General features: G+C 42.4%; 8 protein-coding genes and 1 pseudogene. All 9 read right to left on the minus strand.

Translation table 11 applies throughout. The annotated features are described in order from the left end of the window. Positions 1 to 26: 26 nt before the first annotated feature. The 9 genes and pseudogenes from BMX95_RS13055 to BMX95_RS13095 all read right to left on the minus strand — a co-directional run bounded on the left by BMX95_RS13055 (position 27) and on the right by BMX95_RS13095 (position 20441). Positions 27 to 581, minus strand: coding sequence for a hypothetical protein (locus tag BMX95_RS13055; protein ID WP_081204772.1), 555 nt, complete (start codon positions 579 to 581; stop codon positions 27 to 29). Further along, positions 581 to 1567, minus strand: a pseudogene (locus BMX95_RS13060) (RHS repeat-associated core domain-containing protein); the annotation flags it as partial. The pseudogene BMX95_RS13060 and the gene BMX95_RS13055, both read right to left, overlap by 1 nt. Before the next feature lie 168 nt (positions 1568 to 1735). Then, positions 1736 to 2164: a hypothetical protein gene (locus BMX95_RS13065; RefSeq protein WP_081204770.1), complete on the minus strand. Its 429-nt coding sequence runs from the start codon at positions 2162 to 2164 to the stop codon at positions 1736 to 1738. A gap of 33 nt (positions 2165 to 2197) precedes the next feature. Next, positions 2198 to 6574, minus strand: a complete 4377-nt coding sequence (locus tag BMX95_RS13070; RefSeq protein ID WP_081204769.1) for a DUF6443 domain-containing protein — start codon at positions 6572 to 6574, stop codon at positions 2198 to 2200. Positions 6575 to 6593: 19 nt separating this feature from the next. Further along, complete coding sequence (locus BMX95_RS13075; RefSeq protein WP_081204768.1) at positions 6594 to 10895, minus strand: RHS repeat protein; 4302 nt, start codon at positions 10893 to 10895, stop codon at positions 6594 to 6596. Positions 10896 to 11222: 327 nt separating this feature from the next. Then, on the minus strand, positions 11223 to 11519 hold the full coding sequence (locus tag BMX95_RS13080; RefSeq protein WP_165759122.1) for an NTF2 fold immunity protein: 297 nt from the start codon (positions 11517 to 11519) through the stop codon (positions 11223 to 11225). Positions 11520 to 12406: 887 nt separating this feature from the next. Beyond that, positions 12407 to 14203 carry a RagB/SusD family nutrient uptake outer membrane protein gene (locus BMX95_RS13085; protein ID WP_081204766.1) on the minus strand — a complete coding sequence of 599 codons (1797 nt, stop codon included), beginning with the start codon at positions 14201 to 14203 and terminating at the stop codon, positions 12407 to 12409. A gap of 32 nt (positions 14204 to 14235) precedes the next feature. Continuing rightward, positions 14236 to 17313 carry a SusC/RagA family TonB-linked outer membrane protein gene (locus BMX95_RS13090; protein ID WP_081204765.1) on the minus strand — a complete coding sequence of 1026 codons (3078 nt, stop codon included), beginning with the start codon at positions 17311 to 17313 and terminating at the stop codon, positions 14236 to 14238. A gap of 377 nt (positions 17314 to 17690) precedes the next feature. Further along, positions 17691 to 20441 (minus strand): alpha-d-galacturonidase, encoded by a 2751-nt coding sequence (locus BMX95_RS13095; RefSeq protein ID WP_081204764.1) that lies wholly within the window; start codon positions 20439 to 20441, stop codon positions 17691 to 17693. Positions 20442 to 20454 lie beyond the last annotated feature (13 nt).

Raw genomic sequence — 20454 nt, forward strand, 5'->3', positions numbered from 1 at the left:
TAACGAGGTTATGAATTAAATAATCCTTATTGAAAGGCTAAAGAATTTAAAATACACTCTATCTCAGAATTCAAATTTCGTTTCTCATTTATAAAATTCTCAAAAAGCCATATCGTAACTAACCTTTTATCCCTATAAAAAAAAATCCTGGCGGAATAAAACTTCTCATTCTTTTGTTCTATGAGATATTTAACATAACCAACTTTGATACTATCCGCCTGCTTATACCTTTCAGTAATTAAGGTAATTTTAGACTCCAGGCTACTCTCAACCTCCTGCTTTTGCATCTTCTTGATATGCTCAATATCTCTTTGCTTATCACTATAATCCTTATAATCATCAACAAAAAGTATAAGCTCTAAGCTACTATCAATAGTTGTAATTTTATAGTTTAACATTGTTCTCCCGTTGTAGTAGATAACGGAATCATAAATCCTGTAAGGCGGAATTTTAAGAACAGTATGTACGGGTTCTATAACCAGGTCATTAACAACACCCTGTTGACAATATCCTCCATTATCATTACAGCTTAAAATAAAAACGTTCGCTATTACTATTACTGAGATGACATTTCTATTCATTACTTTCTTAATAATTTAGCATTAGGAATATTGTTTCCAAATCTACGCATATAGGCACGCTGTATTGAAAGAGTACCGGTCTCATTATTTGGAGGTTGCGTATTAAATGGAGAGGTTATATAAGTTTGAAGAGTTTCTCCACCGATTCGTCGTGCTTTTATCCGCCCAGCCATAACAGCTCCATCTGTCATAACATTTGGCGTACCAGGCACATAAATACCAGCATTATATTCACCCTGATCATCATAACTATTAAGTTGACCAGCGTGGTTTAGATTTGAGAGGTGACCAGCTCCATGATTAATAGTAAAGGCCGCCATTTCTTCAAATTTAGCCTTGATGTCGTCTGCCATTACCTTAGTAGCCTCTGCTCCTATCGCTATAATATTATCAGTAGGTCCGCCTTGTGGGTCTGTTCTTGGATTTTGACTTTCTTCCGGATTTATGTTATTAGGGCTGGTACTACCAAAAATTCCAGCGTCTAAGGTTTTCGCATATTCGGGATTAAAGCTTTTTATTGTTTCAATTACACTATTCTTACCTCCAAGAACTGCGACGGCATCTGTATTGTCCAGTTGTTTATATGCTTTTGCATCGAACTTGCCAGAAAAAACTCTAACCACAGTTTTTAGTCCCATTTTTTCGAAATTTGCCGTCGCCTGCTTTGCTATAGCATCAAGCTTATCTTTATATTTATCATCACTTGTAACCAAATAAACAATATTTTCTCTACCGTCAGGATCGACAAAAATCATAGGATTATTAAAAGCATAAGAGTATGGAGATAAACTCGGATATTTATCAGCTAACGGATCTATACCATGCCACCTCCCTATCTGCGCATCATACATTCTCGCTCCATAATCATACAACTCCAATCCACTGCCATCACTAAACTCTTTCTCCTGCTTTTCCTTTCCATTGTATTTGTATTTATTATCCAAACTTCCCACCGCCTTCGAACTTATCCCCGCCATTGTTAACCCAAACGGATAATAATCACCGTCCCTATTTTATAGCTTCCCAGGTTTTGTGGAAAGCTGGTTTTAAAAGCCGCAACGGGCGCTGCGGCTTTTGATATCTTCTAAAATATTCCTTCGTGGTTCCTTGTCTCAACCAAGGAGACATTTTACCTGGGACGCGTTATCGAGAATTCACCTATATTGTCGCCACATATTTAAAGCGTCTTCAAAAAAAGACTTTACTTCCGCTTTTTTCCCATTAACACTAACTTTAAAAGTGGTACCATCTGTTTTCGTTATTAACATATAAGGGGTATAGGTTGCTCCTGCATTGTACACTGTATCAATTAATTTGATGTCTTTATAAAATGCAAAAACTATGTGGTCATTTTCTTTGTTTCTTTCATCAATCCAATACTTTGCGATTCGTTTGTCTGTAAAAAAATTACCTGCCACTTTCACCTTATATTCTGAATAGAACTTATAAATTTTTTCATTTTCATCAAGTAATTTTAAGCGCAGGATGTATTCCTTTTCCGATTTACCTAAACTATCCCCCGTCTCAATATGATTACAGGAAAATAAAAAAATCAATAAAAAACAAATTAACACTTCTCTCATATTCAAAATTTAATTTTTCTTTACCTATCTGTATTATTCATTTATAGTGGTACTCCAATTCCCTCTAACCTGCATTTTATCGCTACCTCTAAAAAAGTCATGGTATATTGGCCCTAGCCCAGAAGTAACAGTATTATATGCTTCAGTATGTCCAGGCCCTGGCCTTAAATCAAGTTTATCTGAAATATAATGAGTCATTACAATCGTCCCATCCTCTTTTATTATTGCATCCGTTTGAATATTAGCATGCCGCAAAGTCCAAGTTAATGGATCAGAAGCAACCTCCCAGGTCTCTGAATGTAAAAGCGGGTTTTGATCTGACAATCCAAACCAATCTTCTCCTGTCGCTCTATTTCCACCAAACTGAACGGAGGCCCCTGTGTTTGAATAAATAAATAACACTTTTTTAAACCTTGGATCAGTTTTTAAAAGTTTTATTATTTGTTGTTGATGTGTAACCATCGCTGGATCTTTTTTAACCCTTTCTAACAGATCGTCAGTTAACCAAATCATATTGGTCCTCAACATTGAATTTGCTCCTAATTCGAACAAATTACTTACACGTGTTGGCACTTTCAAAATATGATTTACATGATTACGCCACAAACGCCCGCCAGCTGATTGATTATCACTGTTTGGGTTTTTCTTTCCTGTCACATAAACAGTTGCAAGATCTTTATCCCTTTGAACTTGTTGACCATTAACTATTGTATCTTTTAACCCAGAAGGGTCATTTCTATTTATAGGACTATTGCTTGAAAAATTATACTGAGACAAGCTAACAGATAGATCGGATAGCGGATCAATTTGAAAGAACCTTCCTATTTGAGGATCGTACATCCTTGCATTAAAATCATATGTTTCCAGCCCACTGCCATCACTAAACTCCTTATTCTGCAATTCATTCCCATTAAAACCCCGCTTATTTTCATAATATTGAGCCTTTAACGCCTTCGAACTTATCCCCGCCATCGTTAACCCAAACGGATAATAATGCGTTTCTTCCAGCAATGGACCTTTTGTATGGATCACCTGCAGATTATCAAAGAACACTTTTACCGGGCTTTCATTACTCACGTACACATAAAGATAACCATTCCGGGTAACAGGGATATTGGACAACAAATGGTTTTTAAGCGTTCCTGCTCCTCCTACCCGGTCAAAGTTACCGTTCACATATTTAAAGTTATCATCCAGCAATACCCAGTTTATATAAGCTTTGGGCACCGTTGTTGTTCCATTGTTCCGGCCGGGATTAGTAAGAAAATTATTGACTCCATTGTAAATATCGGTTACTCCGGACAGACCCGTTGCCGTAACTGCTTTTCCTACAGTAGCTCCGGTAGGCGCTCCCAACAAACCCGTTAAGAGATCCAACACAGGAACCTGGTAACTGTTGGGCGCTGTGTTATCAAAATAGTACGACTTCCCATAGATATCTATCCGGTCGCCGCTCATTACCTTGAGCGTTATGCCCAAACCGGTTTTACCAACCCCATCAGAAGCATCCAGCAGATACAATTTTTCACTGGATGCTGTTGGATTTCCGTTACTATTATTATTTACCGGCGGATCCAGCTCCCCGGAACCACCATTTTTATTTTTATAATCTTCCGTAAGACCAGTTGCTACATTCTTTAAAACGATGTTGGTCCCTTGCATATTATAAAAATTCTTTTCCGTACTCACCGCACCGGTATTGGCAACGAAATCTCCTTCCAGGGTAGCCGCTGGATAAATATCAACCTTCTGTTCTTCAGTAAGCACCATCCGTACATTACCCAGATGATCCTTTACAAAATAATCATAGGTAAACGAAGTCACGGCTCCATTGGTATCCCGCATGGGTCGTATCCGCCCCTCTTCCATGGGCAGGAACTGCAACACTTCATCTTCATAGATACCGAACAGGTACAGCGTGGTTTTATCCTGCTTACCGGTTTCATGTACCACTTTTTTCAGTTTAGTACCCGCAGCATCGTACACATACTCTATGCTGCCTTTGTTTCCTTCTATAGTGATTGTTTGAGGAAGATTCAGGTGGTTGTAAGTAATGGATTCTATATCCTTGTTTTGATCATATTTCAGGTTACCGTTTTCATCCTGATCATAATCAACCGCCTGGTTTGTTTTTCCTCCTCCTAATTCGGCTATGTATTTTTGTGACGATCGGAAGTCGCCCAGCATGGTTTGGGGGTCATTGCCGGAATCCAACACATTCTTTAACCGGTTGGAATAATCATAATAATTATACTTCAACTGATCTATCGATGCGCTGCTCCCCCCCTTCAATCCCATTTGTTTTTGGGTCAAGATATTTCCATTCAGATCATAGGTAAGGTTAGACACCGTGAAATCAACGCCCGCCGTTTTATTAAAACCACTGGAATATTGATTAAAATCGGCGCCCGTTATCCGGTTTGCCGGATCATAGCTATAATCATATTTCCGGATCTCGCCATCGCCCTTGCTTTTCCAGACAGTGCCAGTAATGTTTCCATTAAATTGAGGCTGTCCATAGGAACCAAGCGTACCGACTGTTTGCTTATCATACCCCAGATCAAAACCAAAATAATGATCTATGTTGTTGGTTTCTTTTGCATATTTCCGGTTAGCGCCCAACATCCAACCCTGAATGTTGTAATCATATTCCATCTTTTCCAATCCTAACCCGTTGAAATCGGGACTCAGTTTTTTAGTCTTCATTTGCCCGATGGCATCATACGTTATCTCCACTACCTTTTTCCAGCCCCCGCTATTCAGGTTGTTTTCTACACTTGCCAGCCGCCCCAGGTTATCATAGTTGTTTTTTGTAGCCACGTCATAAGTCTGAGGGTTAGTACCACCCTTCTGGTGTTTTATATGGCTTCTCAATAACTGACCGGAAAAATTGTACTGACTGGTAATAATATCCAGCGCATTTGTATAGTTCAGGCTTTGCACCTGGATCACCCTTTTCTTATCATCATAAATACTACAGGAGGAAATGTACGTATTTTCGCCCAGGACTTTTGTCCTTGTCCAGGTAACCAGCCCCAGCACAGATCTTGCCGGTGTTAAGGGATCCGGGAATTCACTCGCGGCCGCATCTAAATAAGTTGGATACCCGCTGGCATTGAGCGTTCCTGCCAATCCCGTTGGAATTCCATCATAGTTATCATAATGTATTTCTGTTAGCAGTTGATTCGAATATACCGACACATTAGGATACGATATACTGGCCGATGCCTGCGTCCGGTGCCAGGCAGCATCGAGGTAATTGGCAGGATCAGTTATCAGATACGTGGCCACAGGCCGGTTGATATCGTCGTATTTTGTAACCAGCCATTGCATTTGGGCAGCCATTTTCATTTTGGCATCCTGTGTCATTACCAGCCGGTCACGGGCATCGTATACCATTTGAACAGGCTCAGCACCCGGCACCTTTTTCATGATCATCCGGTTGCGCTGGTCATATTCATACCTGAATACCTGCTCTTTCAGGATCTCGGAAGTGAGCCCCCAGCCGTTTTGCCTGAGCCAATCAACTCCCGCCGGTTGTACAACCGCACGCAACTGATTATAGTCGTCATAAAGATAATAGGTACATAACCAGTCCCCATGCCCGCTGCCCGATCCATTGTCAAAAGTGGTTGTTTTAACCTGCACTTTCTTAAGGACCACCAGCCCTTCTTTTGTTTTAAACTCGATGACCTGGTTATTATGCTCGTCGATGGTGATAGTTTTAAATAACGTTGCAGCGGGATAATTACCAGGACTACTATAAGTACCAAAATCATTGTTTACGTCTGATACATTCCAGATCCGCACCTCGTCAGCACCTGTATTGTTGAGGTACTTTACCTGAATACCTTTGCCCTGGTTAACCCAACTGTTTCCGGGTGCATAGGCCCTGTCTACCCGGTTTAAAGGGGAAGGTTCATATTCGGTTTTACCATAGAAGAAGGTTTCACCCTGACCAGATATTGGGCTATTGGCATTATTACTATTGTAAAACAACTGTTGTTGTTCAAAAGGTCCAAATTTAATAACCCCCTTTGTATCTGTAGATGCATACGGTAAGAAGCTGCGTACTTCCCGGCCATATTCATCATACACCTTCATATTAACCAGATCAGTAGGTGATGCGCCACTTATTAATGAGCCCTGTTTAATTACCGTTTGTAAAGGTCGCCCCAGGCCATCTGAATAGGAAGTTGTTTGCATCACCTCCTTACGTGGCTTTACTACCAACTGAATGGGATCTGTCACTGGCGACAAAGCATCCCAGGTGCGTACATAGTTAATGGGCAAAGCAGCAGGATAAGGAATATTGAATCTTGGAGTTGAGTCCTGGGCCTGCAGTAACAAATTAGCCGGCAATGCGAATAACATTGCCAGGCTGAATTTTATAGTTGCGTGTGAAAACATGTTAATATAGGATTAAGGTTTAAGGAATAATTACGTATTGACCAGACAGGAGCGTCATTTCCTCATGTCTACACGATCCTGAGTAAGGACAGAAAGTAGATTCAGCCTCGTACTCCCACGTATTATCATTAGCATAAGCGTTCAATGAATAATAAGAATCTCCTTCAGGCTCATACTGCCCATCTACAATCCAATAGGCATTGACCTTAATATTAATGACCAGGGTTGACTGGATTGTATACGGAATTGTACCGGCCGCATCTGAATAGAAACTTACAATATAATTAGTGTACTGCTGATAATCTGACGGGTCTGATTCGAGCACCTTTCTTACTCTAACGTATACCGTTTTGCATTGTCCATTTACATTGGCGAGGCGCTGCGCTTCTGCAGTAGCCTGATTCGTGGCATCCTGAATATTAACTGTTGAAGTGTAAGATCCTTGTGGCATGCTCACATAGTAAGGTAATGGCATCTGTTGGGAACCGCAACTTTGTTTAAAATAATTGCCACTTACATCCAGGCTTTGGAAAACAGGCGGCAATGGACAGGCTGCCACATTCATTCCAATATTATCCCAGGATAACATTCCACCAGTAGCGCTACAAAAATTCATATCTTTCATCTCCCGTTCCTGCTCCCCGGTTATTTGTCCGCCCACCGTTCTGCAACGCAAATTTCCTGTAGGTTCCCAACCGCCCGGAGCGAAACAGGTGCCTATCACGCCAAGATCGATCCAACGAGAAGTATTCCAGGTTGTACTATTGGGGTTGATATCCTTCTCTTCCGTTTGTGTTGAATTGGTGAAATACTTAGTATTTTGAGGACATGGTTTGCACCGGGTAACGTACGTAGCCTTCCATACCGGCTCGGCCGATGCATAACACAAACCAACCTCCTTATCCACCCAACGGGTGGTTCCATACGAATCGCTGTTGGGATTATTATCCCGCTCTTCGCCTTGTGTTATCAGGTAAGCAGGATTTTGAGGGCATGGAGCACTTCTGGTAGCACCCGTGGTTTGCCAGAGTGCCAGCGCACTTTCGCCACAGGCGTCCGGCTGTCCCTGGAAATTGTAACAGATCTTTTTCAATATATTCCCATCTTCATCCTTAACGAGCACTAACCGGCCCGAAGCATCGTAGGTATAATGAGTGATCCGGTCATTCACATCACATTGAGCTGTCGTTCCAATCCCCGGCTCATACGAATAAGTAGTCATCTGCGCCGATTCAGGATATAAACGAACTTCATCAATATAACTGTTGGGTCCACGAATAGATAGCAAACCAATACCGGTTATTTTTCTTTTTTCATAGATCCAGCCATTTTTGGGCTGGGAAGTAACCAGCACAGGTGAGTTCGCAATAACCTCTATGGAACCACCGACTTTATACCAATAAGAAAGTATGTATGAAGCAGCTGCATTGAGAGGATAGTCCAATTGCCCGCCGCTATTCAGGCGTAAGCACCTTTTTCCGGTAGGTGCTGTATTATCATCAACTATAGTTCCTGCCCATACGCCGTAATCTGCTCCAGTTTCAAAAGAACTATATGTCACGTACGGTCTTTGATCTTCGGTTATATTTATTACCTGGGCAACAGGATATGTTTTGTTATATCCCCACAAAAACAGCTGACGCGTATCATTTTCCTTAGAAACATACACCGGGTTGTTTTTATCGTCATACCAATAATACCGGACCCTGGTCTCTGCAGGATTTGCGCCTTTCTTCGTATCCACCGTTTGCGGCAGAATCTGATTACTGACATCATTCCCCCAGGTTTGAGCAGCGTAATTCCAATAATTATAATTGGTTTTGGTGGATTGTAAAAAGATATCACCGGTGCTGTTGGTATTCTTGTAAGTAGATTGTTCAATTACAGGAGCAATTATATTTCTTGCAACCATGGTGTTATAGGGCGGCTGGGCAGCATAATCTACCGGATAAGTCAGTTTTGTTATCAACGCATCGCCCTTGCTGGTGGTAGTATTGACTGAAATCTGCTGGCCCAGTTGATTGTACGAATATTCCGTATAGGTTTTGGTGAAATTAATGCTATCTACATAATCATATACGTTGGTTTTCCAGGGTAAATCAAGGCCGGGATAAGCAACCGGATTATCATAGTGCAGGGTAGGAAAGTACCATTCACCCAATCCTCTATTATAAAAATAAAATGCATCTTGCGCATTGCCCGTCATCGGGTTAAATCTCAACTCGGAAGTCAGAGTAAAACCTGTATAAAAAGTCTCCCCGTGTAACCTGGTATACTCTGTTTCCGTTTTATGTACCAGCTTGTATTGTCCGTTCTGGTTTTTATACTCTTCTTTTTTTTCAAGTGTCGGGGTGTAACTGCCTAAATCTTTATCCCAGGGCCCACAATAACGGAACTCAGATGAAGCAACATCGTCATTTAAAATATCACTCGGCAGGTGAAAATAATAAACCGTTTTACCTGCATTACTACTACCATCCCCGTTATATTCGGTCACTTTATTGTAGTAAACCGGAGCCTGGGGGCCGCCAATGTAACGCCCCATTGACCTTTCTACGCAAATGTTCGAAAAAGTTTGGTTCCATGTATCAGAAACATTTACATTTACACACCCTGCCGACAAATGATCAAAATAATTGAAAGTCTCCTGACGGTAAGTAAACTTGTCATAATCCAGATAGCCATAATATTTTGGCAGTTCACACACGTATTCGTATGTCTTTACCTGTGGTATAGCCCCTTCGTAAGCGTAGGTGCTTATCTTCTTTATTCTTAGTCCTCCAACTATTCCCTTTTTAGAAACATCTGTAGGCGAAAGGCCCGGGCCATAAAAATAAGGCGGCACCCGGTGGTTTTCATATTCAAAAACAGATTTGCCCCCGGTTGGGTATTTTATTTCCTGCAGCATACAGGCCTGTGTACGCATTTCATCTGGAAAAAGATTCAGAGCTCCATTGGGAGAAAAATCCCTAAACAAAGTAGAATATGAATAGCTATCATTGTAATAACCCCAGAAATCCTGCATATAAACCTCGTCAGTTGACTGGTAGGCTGTCATATAATACTCAGGTAAAGGCAACGGGTTATATTTAAACGCATATTTTTCTTCCCCGCTGGCTCCAGTCTGTATACCGGCCAGCATCAGCCGTTTGGCACGTGATGTTTCCCCGGAATATGTTTGTGACAGATCAACATTCTTTATCAAGGCACCATTTGCCCTGTTAACTACCTGAATATTGGTAAGTCTGCTGAGTATCTCCGCTGTGATAACAGTCGCGTCTACCCGGTCTTTGGCATAGGTAAACCGGATAACAGTGTTGGGTCCCACAATGCTGTCAACTAATACGATCTCGTCATCTACTATAACGCCATTATGATAAATACCAGAGGTGTTATTATTTTCTCTTTCCCTCAATCTACACCATGTACCGGGCAGGTCATAAGTCCCCGATTCAATCCACGGTTCCGTTTTTGGATATGGGGTATTGTTATATGAACCAAATTCCTCATAATCTGTAAAGGAAATGGTTTCTATGGTATCTGCATGCGTATAAAAGACTACTGAGTCATTATTGGAACTGTTATAAATTTTTTCAGGATGCCATACATCATATTTATTCCTTTCAAAAAGGTATCGGGTACCATCGTCAGTCGTCATTTCTATTTCGAAGCCTTTATAAATCTGATCTGTATTCATGAAACGGATCTTCATTGGCCTGTAGGGGATAGTTTTGAACTCCTCAGTCACATAATCCTTTCTAAAAACACCGCTTTCGCCGTTGCCCAAATTGTAAAAGAACCGGTCTGAATAAAAATCATTTTGCCCATGTCCGGGCGCCACATTGATCATCTGATTAAATAATTCATCAGCCCAGCCCATTTGGTCCTGTAACTCCCGCGCACTATTGTAATCCAAAAACTGTTGAATAGTTCTAAATGGTGGTTTCCAAAACGTATGATGTCCATCTGGCGCAGCCCAATCCAATTGTTCATCTTTTAGTCCAAAAACAGTGCGCGTTATTATTCCTCCTGCATTTAACGTCCACCCCAGTCCAACAGGGCTGGCTACATCACTCACTTTTATTCCTGAAGCATGGTACGAGATGGAGACCGGGATATTAATGCCATGCTCGTTCAACGTAAATATGGGAATACTGATATTGGTTACCCCGGTACTTAAATCAACCGGGATATCGCCATACCGGGTAAAGGCGGCCGTAGTAGGCCCCTGTGGAATGTAATTTAAAGAAGGCAGGCTTTGTTGTGCCTGTATTAAACACACAAAACACAATAAGAAAAGGCTCAATAAGGTTTTACGCATACAACTCGTTTAACTAGTGCTATATAAATTTGAAATATACATATCTTCCCTCCCCTGAACTTCAGATACAGGAGGTACATAACCGTTTGTTTGGTCAAACGGCTTAAGAGACTCGAAAACTAATGAGGAATCTTGTTGAAGATCGGGGTGAGAAAGCTGATGATTGGCCCAGCGTTTGTGCTACATTGACAAGTAAAATTGCGAATAATGGTCTACGGTAAGGCGTTGGTATCATGGTATGTCAAATATCAGTAAACCTGATTATGTACCAAAACATTTTTATATTAAAAAAGTCCCGGATTGAAACCGGGACTTTAAAAAATCAACTTACTTGTAATGCGTAAGCTTTAATAACTTATAATCACGTTTACTTAACTCAATATATACAGTCCCGCCATCCGCTCCTTCCGGCAGCGTGCCTTCTACAATCCAGACAGAATCACCTGACAACCGGCCTTTTAACGGTAATTCGTTTTTTATAACGTTTCCGTACGTCCTAAAAGCAATTTCCTCAGCAATTTTAAGTGCTGAATCCTTCGCCGAAACAGACAACACCTTAGCTGATCCCGCTGGCTGGTGCCGGTTAGCGGAATGGTTACAACTCAGGCCATAAATACCCAGCATTATTATCAGCATTTTGCATTTGAACATATCCGTTCAATTATTGATTCTTCTTTAATACATTTTATTAAAATTAGTAACCGTGACCAGTAAGTCTTCCGGAAAACCGTGTATTTAAGGAGGGATTCGATCATATTTCACTGTCCGTAAACAACAACCGAACTAAAACGAAATCTAAATCGATTTAGAACTTAAATACACCCACGATCTCCGTAAATTAACGCCATTCTCCATTAAGGCTGCTAAATATTTTCTCTAACGCTATAGCTAAAGTGATGCCGGCTTCAGGCAAAACAATATAACGTGCCATGCCTCCTAATTTGTCTGAATAATTAGCAATTGTCCCTGGTAATTCAGTACAAGACACACTTGTCCTACTTACGACACATATACGCGACATATATCACTTCCCCGGAAATAATTGCACTGTAATTGCACTGGATTACCACAAAATTCCCACTCTTCAGTGCAATTCCAGTGCAATTATGTTGGTAGTTTGATGGAATAAGCACCGGCTATTCATTATGTATAACATAAGGCTGACAGCATACAGACATAGGGATAACAAGGCATGTGAAACTGTTCGATGTGTGAACCTGGCCTCATCCATGTGTGATCCATGTGTCAAATATGTGCTCTCTCCAATGAAGCACACATGGTTGACACATGGTTCACACATGGTACACACTATAAATGCCTGACTTATAAATGATTATAGTATTTTCCCAATAACTCAACATACTAATTCACTGTTATTCAATTCACACCGTGGTTTTCTCAGTCCCACTCCGAACCCCATTTTCTACTTCAGCCCTAAAACAAGAAAGTCCCCCACGGCTTAGCCGGGGAGACTTTCTCTTTCAATGCTTTTCCTTTTCTAAAACCGTCGTTTATTTGGGTTGATCATAACCTATGTTTTGACCGTATTGTACAGGATTAGAAAGCGTTTGCAACTCAGCCAACGGAATCGGACGATCGCGGTGGAATGGTTGAATAGAGGTCATATCAGGGTTGTATTTAAGGATATACGCAACCCAGTCAACACCACTGCGGAATACTCTTTTCAGATCGTACCAGCGCATTTGCTCACCAGCAAATTCGCGGCCACGCTCATCCAGGATGAAATTAATGTCCACTTTAGAAGGATCTGTAATTTCCATATCAGCTTCGTGTGTTGGTATTGCAGCTCTTTTTCTGACATCATTTACATACTTCATAGCAGTTGCCTGATCACCCAGTTGAACAGAAGCTTCTGCAGCAATCAGTAACATTTCAGCATAACGCATGATCATGGCATCACCATAGTCAGTAGTCCGCGTTGTATTGGTAATATTCGGATTAAGGAATTTTTTAAATCCGGGGTAGCACGACGTTACATATACTTTGTCATCCTGAAGACTGGCACCTTTTCCAGGCTGTGGATTTTTATACAGTTCGTTACGGTCAATCTCCATATATCTTCTCGTCAATCTACCTCCCCACACCTTTTTAGTAAAGTACATGGCAGTATCACCTACTGCAATTACTGAGTCGGTTGCACTGGCAGCTTTTTGATATTTCAATTTACTGTTATCCAGATTACCTTTCCATGCCCACGCCTGGTTAGCGATCCATACTTCCTGGAAGCAGGCATTGTAACGAGCATCTATATCTTCATTGAACAGATCGAGCAGGTGCCAGGTAGGCATCAGGCGTTGTTCATTGTCAGCACCATATACATATGATGTCGACATACCAGGTCTTTGTGTGTACTTTGGTATGGTCCATTTAAAGATACGGTTACCGTTAGTAGTGGTATAGGCGTTTAAGGTATTATTTGCTTCGCTATAAGCCAACACAAACATGGCTTCTGTATTCTGGGATCTGGTGGTACCATACATGGAAGCACCTACCTGCGCAAAATTAGGATACAAGTCAAGATTCAGGGCACCCCGGTTATTGATCACGTCTTCGGCAGCAGCCTTGGCTTTGGTAAACCACGCGGTTCTGTCAGCACCAGTTGCATAGTAAGCTCTGGTGAGCAATACTTTTGCATACAAACCCATAGCTGATTTTTTTGACGCCCGGCTGTATTCTGCATCCGCCCATTTTAAAGGCAGATTGGCTTTAGCAAATTCCAGGTCATCGATCATCACCGCATAAATATCTTCCGGTGCAGTGCGTAATTTTTCTGTTATAATAGCGCCCTGTTTATAAGTGGTATCCAGGGTAGCCGCGCCATACTGTTCTACAATATGATAATAATACAGGGCCCTTAAAAAGCGTAATTCACCCAGGCGTTGATTCTTTTCTGTTTGATTGGTGAAATTAGCACCGTCAACCACATGAAGACCTACGTTACAATAGTAAATACCGCGGTAGCAGGCAGTCCAGTGGTTTTTACCCTGAGCCTGGCCAGGAGCCAGACCAACATATTGTGTATACTGTTGCGCATAAGTACCCCGGGAATCGTTAAACCATAAATCAGTGCCGGCTTCAGTCAAAAACATGCCGTCCTCAATGCCATAGATCTGGTGCAGATCCTGATAAGCCCTGTTTACCAGGCCAGTAAAACCAGTGGGCGTGGTATATGCAGTTTCAACGGTAGCGCTGTGCGGGTTCACCTCATCCAGTTGCTTGTTACAGGAAGCAGCGGCGGTTACCAGGAAGGCCGCTACAGCATATGATATATTTTTAATATTTTTCATATTGTAATAATCAATTAAGAGTTAAGAATTATTTAGAAATCGACGTTTGCACCAAACACAAACTGACGTGTTATTGGTGAGTTCTCAGAACCACCTCTTTCTGGATCATAATTCTTCAGGTATTTGCTTTTTGCCTTGGTAAAGATGTTATTACCGGTGATATACACTTTAACCTTGTCAGAATACACTTTTCTGCTGATCTGTGAAGGTAATGTATAAGCGAGGGTAGCCGTTTTTAATTTCACGAATGACCCATCGATAAAGTTCATTGAGTAATAACCTGTATAACCAGAGTTACCCAATGAAGCACCGCTTTTAGGCATCGGAAATTCGTTGGTTGGATTGGAAGGGGTCCAGTAATTATACATCGCCAAACCATTTCCGGTACCGTCAATATTGTAACGGCCGGCAATAAATTCAGCATTGATGGTATTACCCCATCGGGCAATTGCATAAATGCTTAACTCGATGCCTTTGTAAGAAAAAGTATTCTGTAAACCGCCAAACCATTTTGGTACGTCTGCACCCTGGAATTCACGGTCAGTTACATCGATGGTTTTATCATCATTCTTGTCTTTCACCTTGATATCACCAGGCACGTAAGTATAGTTAGTACCAAACTTAACACCGTCTTTATTTTCATCTGTTTGCCAGATGCCTAGTTTGGTGTAGCCGTACCATGATTTTACGGGGTGACCTATCAGCAGCGAGTTAGTTTCAGGTTTAGCGGCGTCAATAATGTCCTGATCGTTCAACAGGTGAGTCAACTTTTCCTGGGCTGCTGTAAATGTTACAGTAGTAGTCCATTTGAAATCGCGTTGGTTCACGTTCAACGAAGAGATCGCTAACTCCACACCTCTGTTCATAGACTCACCAATATTTTGCCATTGTTTCTCTAACCCTGAAGTAGGGGGCAGCGGACGATTGTACAGGATGTCTTTTGTGGTCGTCTTGTACAAGTCGAGGGTACCATACAGACGGCTTTTGAATAAAGCAAAATCAAGCCCTACGTTTACGGTAGAAGATTTTTCCCAGCCCAAATTCAGGTTACCATAGTTGGGGTTAGGATAGATAACCGGCACTCCTTGACTACCAATAATATTGTTTGCGTTCAACAGGTTAACCTGTGTTTCATACGTTCTTAGTGAAGCGTTACCTGCAACACCGTAAGTAGCACGCAGCTTTAAGTTATTTACAAAATACACGTCTTTCATGAACTCTTCCTGGTGGATGTTCCAGCCAAGACCAACTGAGGGGAAGTAATCCCATTTGTTACCTGGCGACAATTTGGAAACACCATCCGCACGTAAAGTAGCGTTAAACAGGTATTTGCCCATCAGCGCATAGTTCAAACGGCCTGCATAAGAAAATGTATTTGTCCGTCGGTAATCTGAAGTGATGGCACGGTCACCTGTACTGGTACCATCCAGGTTATAAAACTGGTAGTTGGTATTTCCCAGGTGAAGACCGGTAACGCCTGTTAAATCAATATCGTTACGGGTATATGAAGTAAGACCGGTAAGGGTAATATTGTGTTCGCCAAACTTTCTGGTATAGGTAATGATGTTATCCCAGTTATAAAAACGGGTAAAAGTATTGGTCGTACTGGCTGTAGAGGCGTTATTAGGTGTACCAATGTTGGCCAGGGTCACAGAATCAAAGTATCTGCCCTCTCTGCTATAGTCCAGCGTTGTACCAAAATTGCTACGAATGCTCAACCCGGTTACAGGAGTAAACTCAACGTAGCCATTGGCAATAATGTTGCCGCGGATAATATTCCATTTATAGGCATTGGGCCGTTCGTCTGTCAACGGGCTCATATAGTTCTTATTACCAGGATTCTTATAGTTAGAATCTGGAATAATGCCAGGCCATAACCTGATATTGCCATTCAGATCATAAGGATCGCCCAATGGGTTCATCTGGCTGATCTGTGACATAGGATCAGTGCGCTGGTTGGTATTAGTATAAGTCAACTGAGCGCTAAAGCCGGTTTTGAACATATTGCTCACACGCTGATCGTAGTTCAAACGCGCATTGTAACGGGTATTATCCGTTCCTTTCAGCGAACCTTCTTCGCGGTAAACACCAGTACCGAAGTATACTTTTGTTTTGTCGCCACCAGATTGAATGGAAACAGTGTGGCTTTGTTCAAGACCGTTGTGCAGCACCAGGTCCTGCCAGTCGATCCATTTATTTTGTTTGTAAAAGTAAAGTTCGTTTTTATCCAACACGCTCTCATCAGTAGGAGTTGCAGTTGGGGTAGCGCCCTTGATCGCATCTTTTCTGTAATCAATGAACTGCTGGCCGGTGCGGTTTTTAGGATAGTTTACAAAACCATTCACCCCATAATAACCAGCGTAAGAAACTTTAGGACGGTCTTTACCTCTTTTAGTGGTTACAATGATAACACCGTTTGCGCCCATCCAACCATAAATCGCAGTAGAAGAAGCGTCTTTCAACACCTCCACGGACTCGATATCATTCGGGTTCAGATCTTCAAGCTTACCACCCTGAAAACCATCGATGATCACCAGCGGAGAACTGGGTTCACGGGTACCATCACCATTGTTAGTACCACTGAGGGTTCTGTTACCACGCAACTGGATGTTTACACCACCACCGGGTGCACCACTGCTGCGGGTAATGTCCAAACCAGGAATTCTACCCTGTAATGCTTCTGCAGCATTGGTTACAGGTGTAGCAGTTACCATACCGGGTTTAATAGAATACACAGAACCGGTAAGGTCTCTTCTTTTTGAAGTACCATAACCTACTACTACCACCTGGTCAAGGTCGGCATTGTCATAGGTCATTGTAATGTTAATTGCAGCAGAATCGTTTCCTACTTTTTGCTCCCTCTGTAAAAAGCCGACAAAGCTGAATACAAGAACGGAATTTTCAGAGGAAACTGGAATGCGGAAAGTCCCTGTTACATCGGCTGTGACACTGATACGGGTACCAGACACATTTACATTGACCCCGGGAAGCGGATTCCCTGAAGGATCTTTGATTTTACCTGTAACAACCCTTTCCTGCGCGAACAGGATCGTACAATTAAGTAGCAAAAAAAACGCCATCAGGCATTTGTACAACGGTTTTCCAATCATACAACAGTTGTTTAAGATTTATGTTTTAACAATTGAGAGGAGCAAAACTTAACCAAGAAACTTTTGTATATGGCGCGCGGTTAGAGATGAGGGGAGACTTGGTCTTCCCGGATATTGGATTTGCGTAATCGGGCACAAGAAACAGCTACCCACGTGGTTAAACAATGCACTTTTTTGTTAAGATGATGGAACATTTAACTTTTCATACACGTTTACCAACAATCGTAAATACCCAAGTGTATGCCTCTGTCATCTACGATAGTCATATGCATAACTATAACGTAAAGGCAGAGGCCACTTCAATAATTTTCAAATGTGTTTACGATTATTTAATACAATAATCCATCTTTTTTCGCGCTGGCAGCAATCGTTGTGAATTACTTTTCGAACAACCAATCCAACGCTCCGGCATTTTCAGAAACACCTAATCCAGCATCTACAACCGGTAAAGGATCATTATCATTGATAAAGCCCAGTAACAGGCAGGATCCCTTTCCTAAAGTAAGTGTATGTGTGCCCGGTTGAAACGAAAAACTATGTATGTTTATTGCAGGGAAACCCTCTATTGCCATGGCATTTGCCACTTTTACCTGTGCCTGGCCGTAATCATCGGCACTCGCATCAATTTCCAATGTTGGCTCCGGCAAATATGCACCATTTTTTTCAGCAAAATATGCTACAAGTAATTTTACTGGTTTAGCAGTCTTAAAATTCAGGCTGGTACCCTCAGTAATCTGACGGCCCTGACTATAGTAAATACCCTGTAAACCTTTCAGGAAAGCCGGCAGGTCATTCACTACTGCACTCAGGTCAGGAAAGACCTGCGCACCTTTTTGGAATGTATATCTTGTAATATTCGGAGTTAATATTTCTACAGCGGCATTGTTAAGCGGTTTTATGCTGGCCAGTCCACTGCCCCCACCCTGCTTCTTCAACGTTTCGATGTGTTTTTTGAAGTTTTCCAGCTCGCGTTGATAGATGGGCAGCAATTCCACCCAGGTTTTCATCGTGGCGTTCTTGCCATTTACCGGTATTTTCCGCTGTTGCGTTTGCATACTGTTGGCATACAGATACGTGGTATCGGTACGGCCTGCCAGATCTTTAAAAAACGCCACGCTTTTTTCCAGCATAGGAACCGCTTCTTCCAGGTCGGCTATTTTATTTGTGTATTTGAACTTTAATACCTGCACGGCCGCTCTTGCCTTCCAGGCGTAGAATTTCGCCATGGACTGGTAACAATACATGTCGTTCTTCAGGCGGTTGAACTCATCGCGGTTGGCGGTAACATGTGGCGCCGCTTTTTCAATGGCCGCGACCGATTTATCGCCATGGACAATTATTTCATCGGCTACGGCTATGGGTGTTTCCCCTACATGCGGGATCTCATTGGCCTCTTTATCGGCATATTCAATGATCATTTCCCCAAACGGGGCTTCACTATTATATAATAAGGGGAACAAACCAAAACGCTTGGGGTCAATTAACTGTGTCATCAACATGCCCAGCGTCATCGTTTGGCGGTTACCATCGGTGATACCGTAACGGCGTAATATTTTGGGTGAGATCTCTCCGCTTTGCTCATACGCTTCTACTATGTTTTTTCCCTGTTCTGCAGAACAGCCGAATTTATCGGCCAGGCTGCCGGCCCAGTATTCTTCTTCCTGGTGGCGGTCGCGGGTACAATTCCAGGCATAGCGGGACCAGGTACGGTACCAGATCCAGTCGCGCTCGATCTCTAACTGGCGGGGTTGCGTTTTATCGGCTGTATATGGCCAGTCCCAATAAGAAGCCTGGGGATACAGGTGTAAACCATTGGCTTCATAGATCGAGTGCATCGACTGCACACATTTTTGTATAAAATCGGGTGAGCCATACCGGAATGGTTCCAGGTTGGCCAGAATGTGCACGTTTTCTATCTGAACCGTTCCAATACGGCTAAGGGTACGGTGCAGTTCGGCCCAGGGCCCCCGTGGTTCGTAAGTAGTTAAGGCTTCGCCATTGAATTTGGCCTCGGTATACAGGTTTTTGTAAATGAGCAACGCATCTTTCATTACCCGCGGCGCATCGGTATCGTGTGCACGCAATACAATTGGCGGTTCATCTTTTCTGCCCAGCATCTTCAATCCATCCTGCACACCGGGGATAATCGTTTTGCAGAACCAGTCCACATCATCCTGCCCTACTCCTTCCATCGCTTCGCCGAGTGCCACCATCAACCCTACGTTTGGATATTTGGCCACAAAGGCGGCTATTGATTTACGGGTGTAGTCTGCGATCAAAGGTATAATGGGCCGGTTACGGTCCTGCGTTTTCATATTGTTCTTTTCGGCAAACGGTTTCGATACAATGATGTTGTAGAACATTTGTATCACCCAAATACCGCGTTTGTCGGCTTCTGTGGTGAGGAACGCAAACAGTTCTTCATTCTTTTTAAAGGTAGCGTCGTCTACTTCTACCGCATACGGATAGTCTTTTATTCGCACCAGTGAGGCAAACGGGTGGCCGTTCCACAAATACAGTGAGTTCAACCGGTTGGCCACTAAAGAATCGAGGTACTGCACCCAGAGGGCTTTATCATATAACCACGGAAAAGTTTCGGGGGTGTAAGGATATTCATACACCGTTCTTCCCGGTAAATAATAAGGTTTTTGTACACCTATACAGGCGCCGCGCAATACCATTTCGGGCTTATCGGTGAGGGAAATATTTTCGGGAAGTGTTTTTTGATTGGCTACCTGCTCGGCCAGTTCCATACAGCCATACAGGGTGCCTGAGGCATCGGTGCCGGCGATGATAAAAGCGGTTTCATTGCTTTTTATAGAGAACCCTTCCTTACCTGTTGTATCGGGTTTCATGTGCCAGGCAACAGCTGCTTTTTTAATCAGGGCGTCGGTATAGTTACCGGCTACAATGGTGGTTCCGGCAGCCGGCAGTTTGCCATCGGCCGTAAGCACCACTTTATATCCTGCTTTTTGTAAGGCGGCGGTGAGCTTTTCAGTCCCGTATTTTAAGCGTGGTGAATTATTTGCTGAAACAATAGTAACATTCTTATCCGCGGGTTTGTCAGTAGCCCGGGCTGCCAGGTTCAGGGTTACAAAGCTTACAACCAATACAAGAAAACCTTTCATCAGAATATTGTGA

Source organism: Niastella yeongjuensis, from assembly GCF_900110245.1.
Taxonomy (GTDB): Bacteria; Bacteroidota; Bacteroidia; order Chitinophagales; family Chitinophagaceae; genus Niastella; species Niastella yeongjuensis.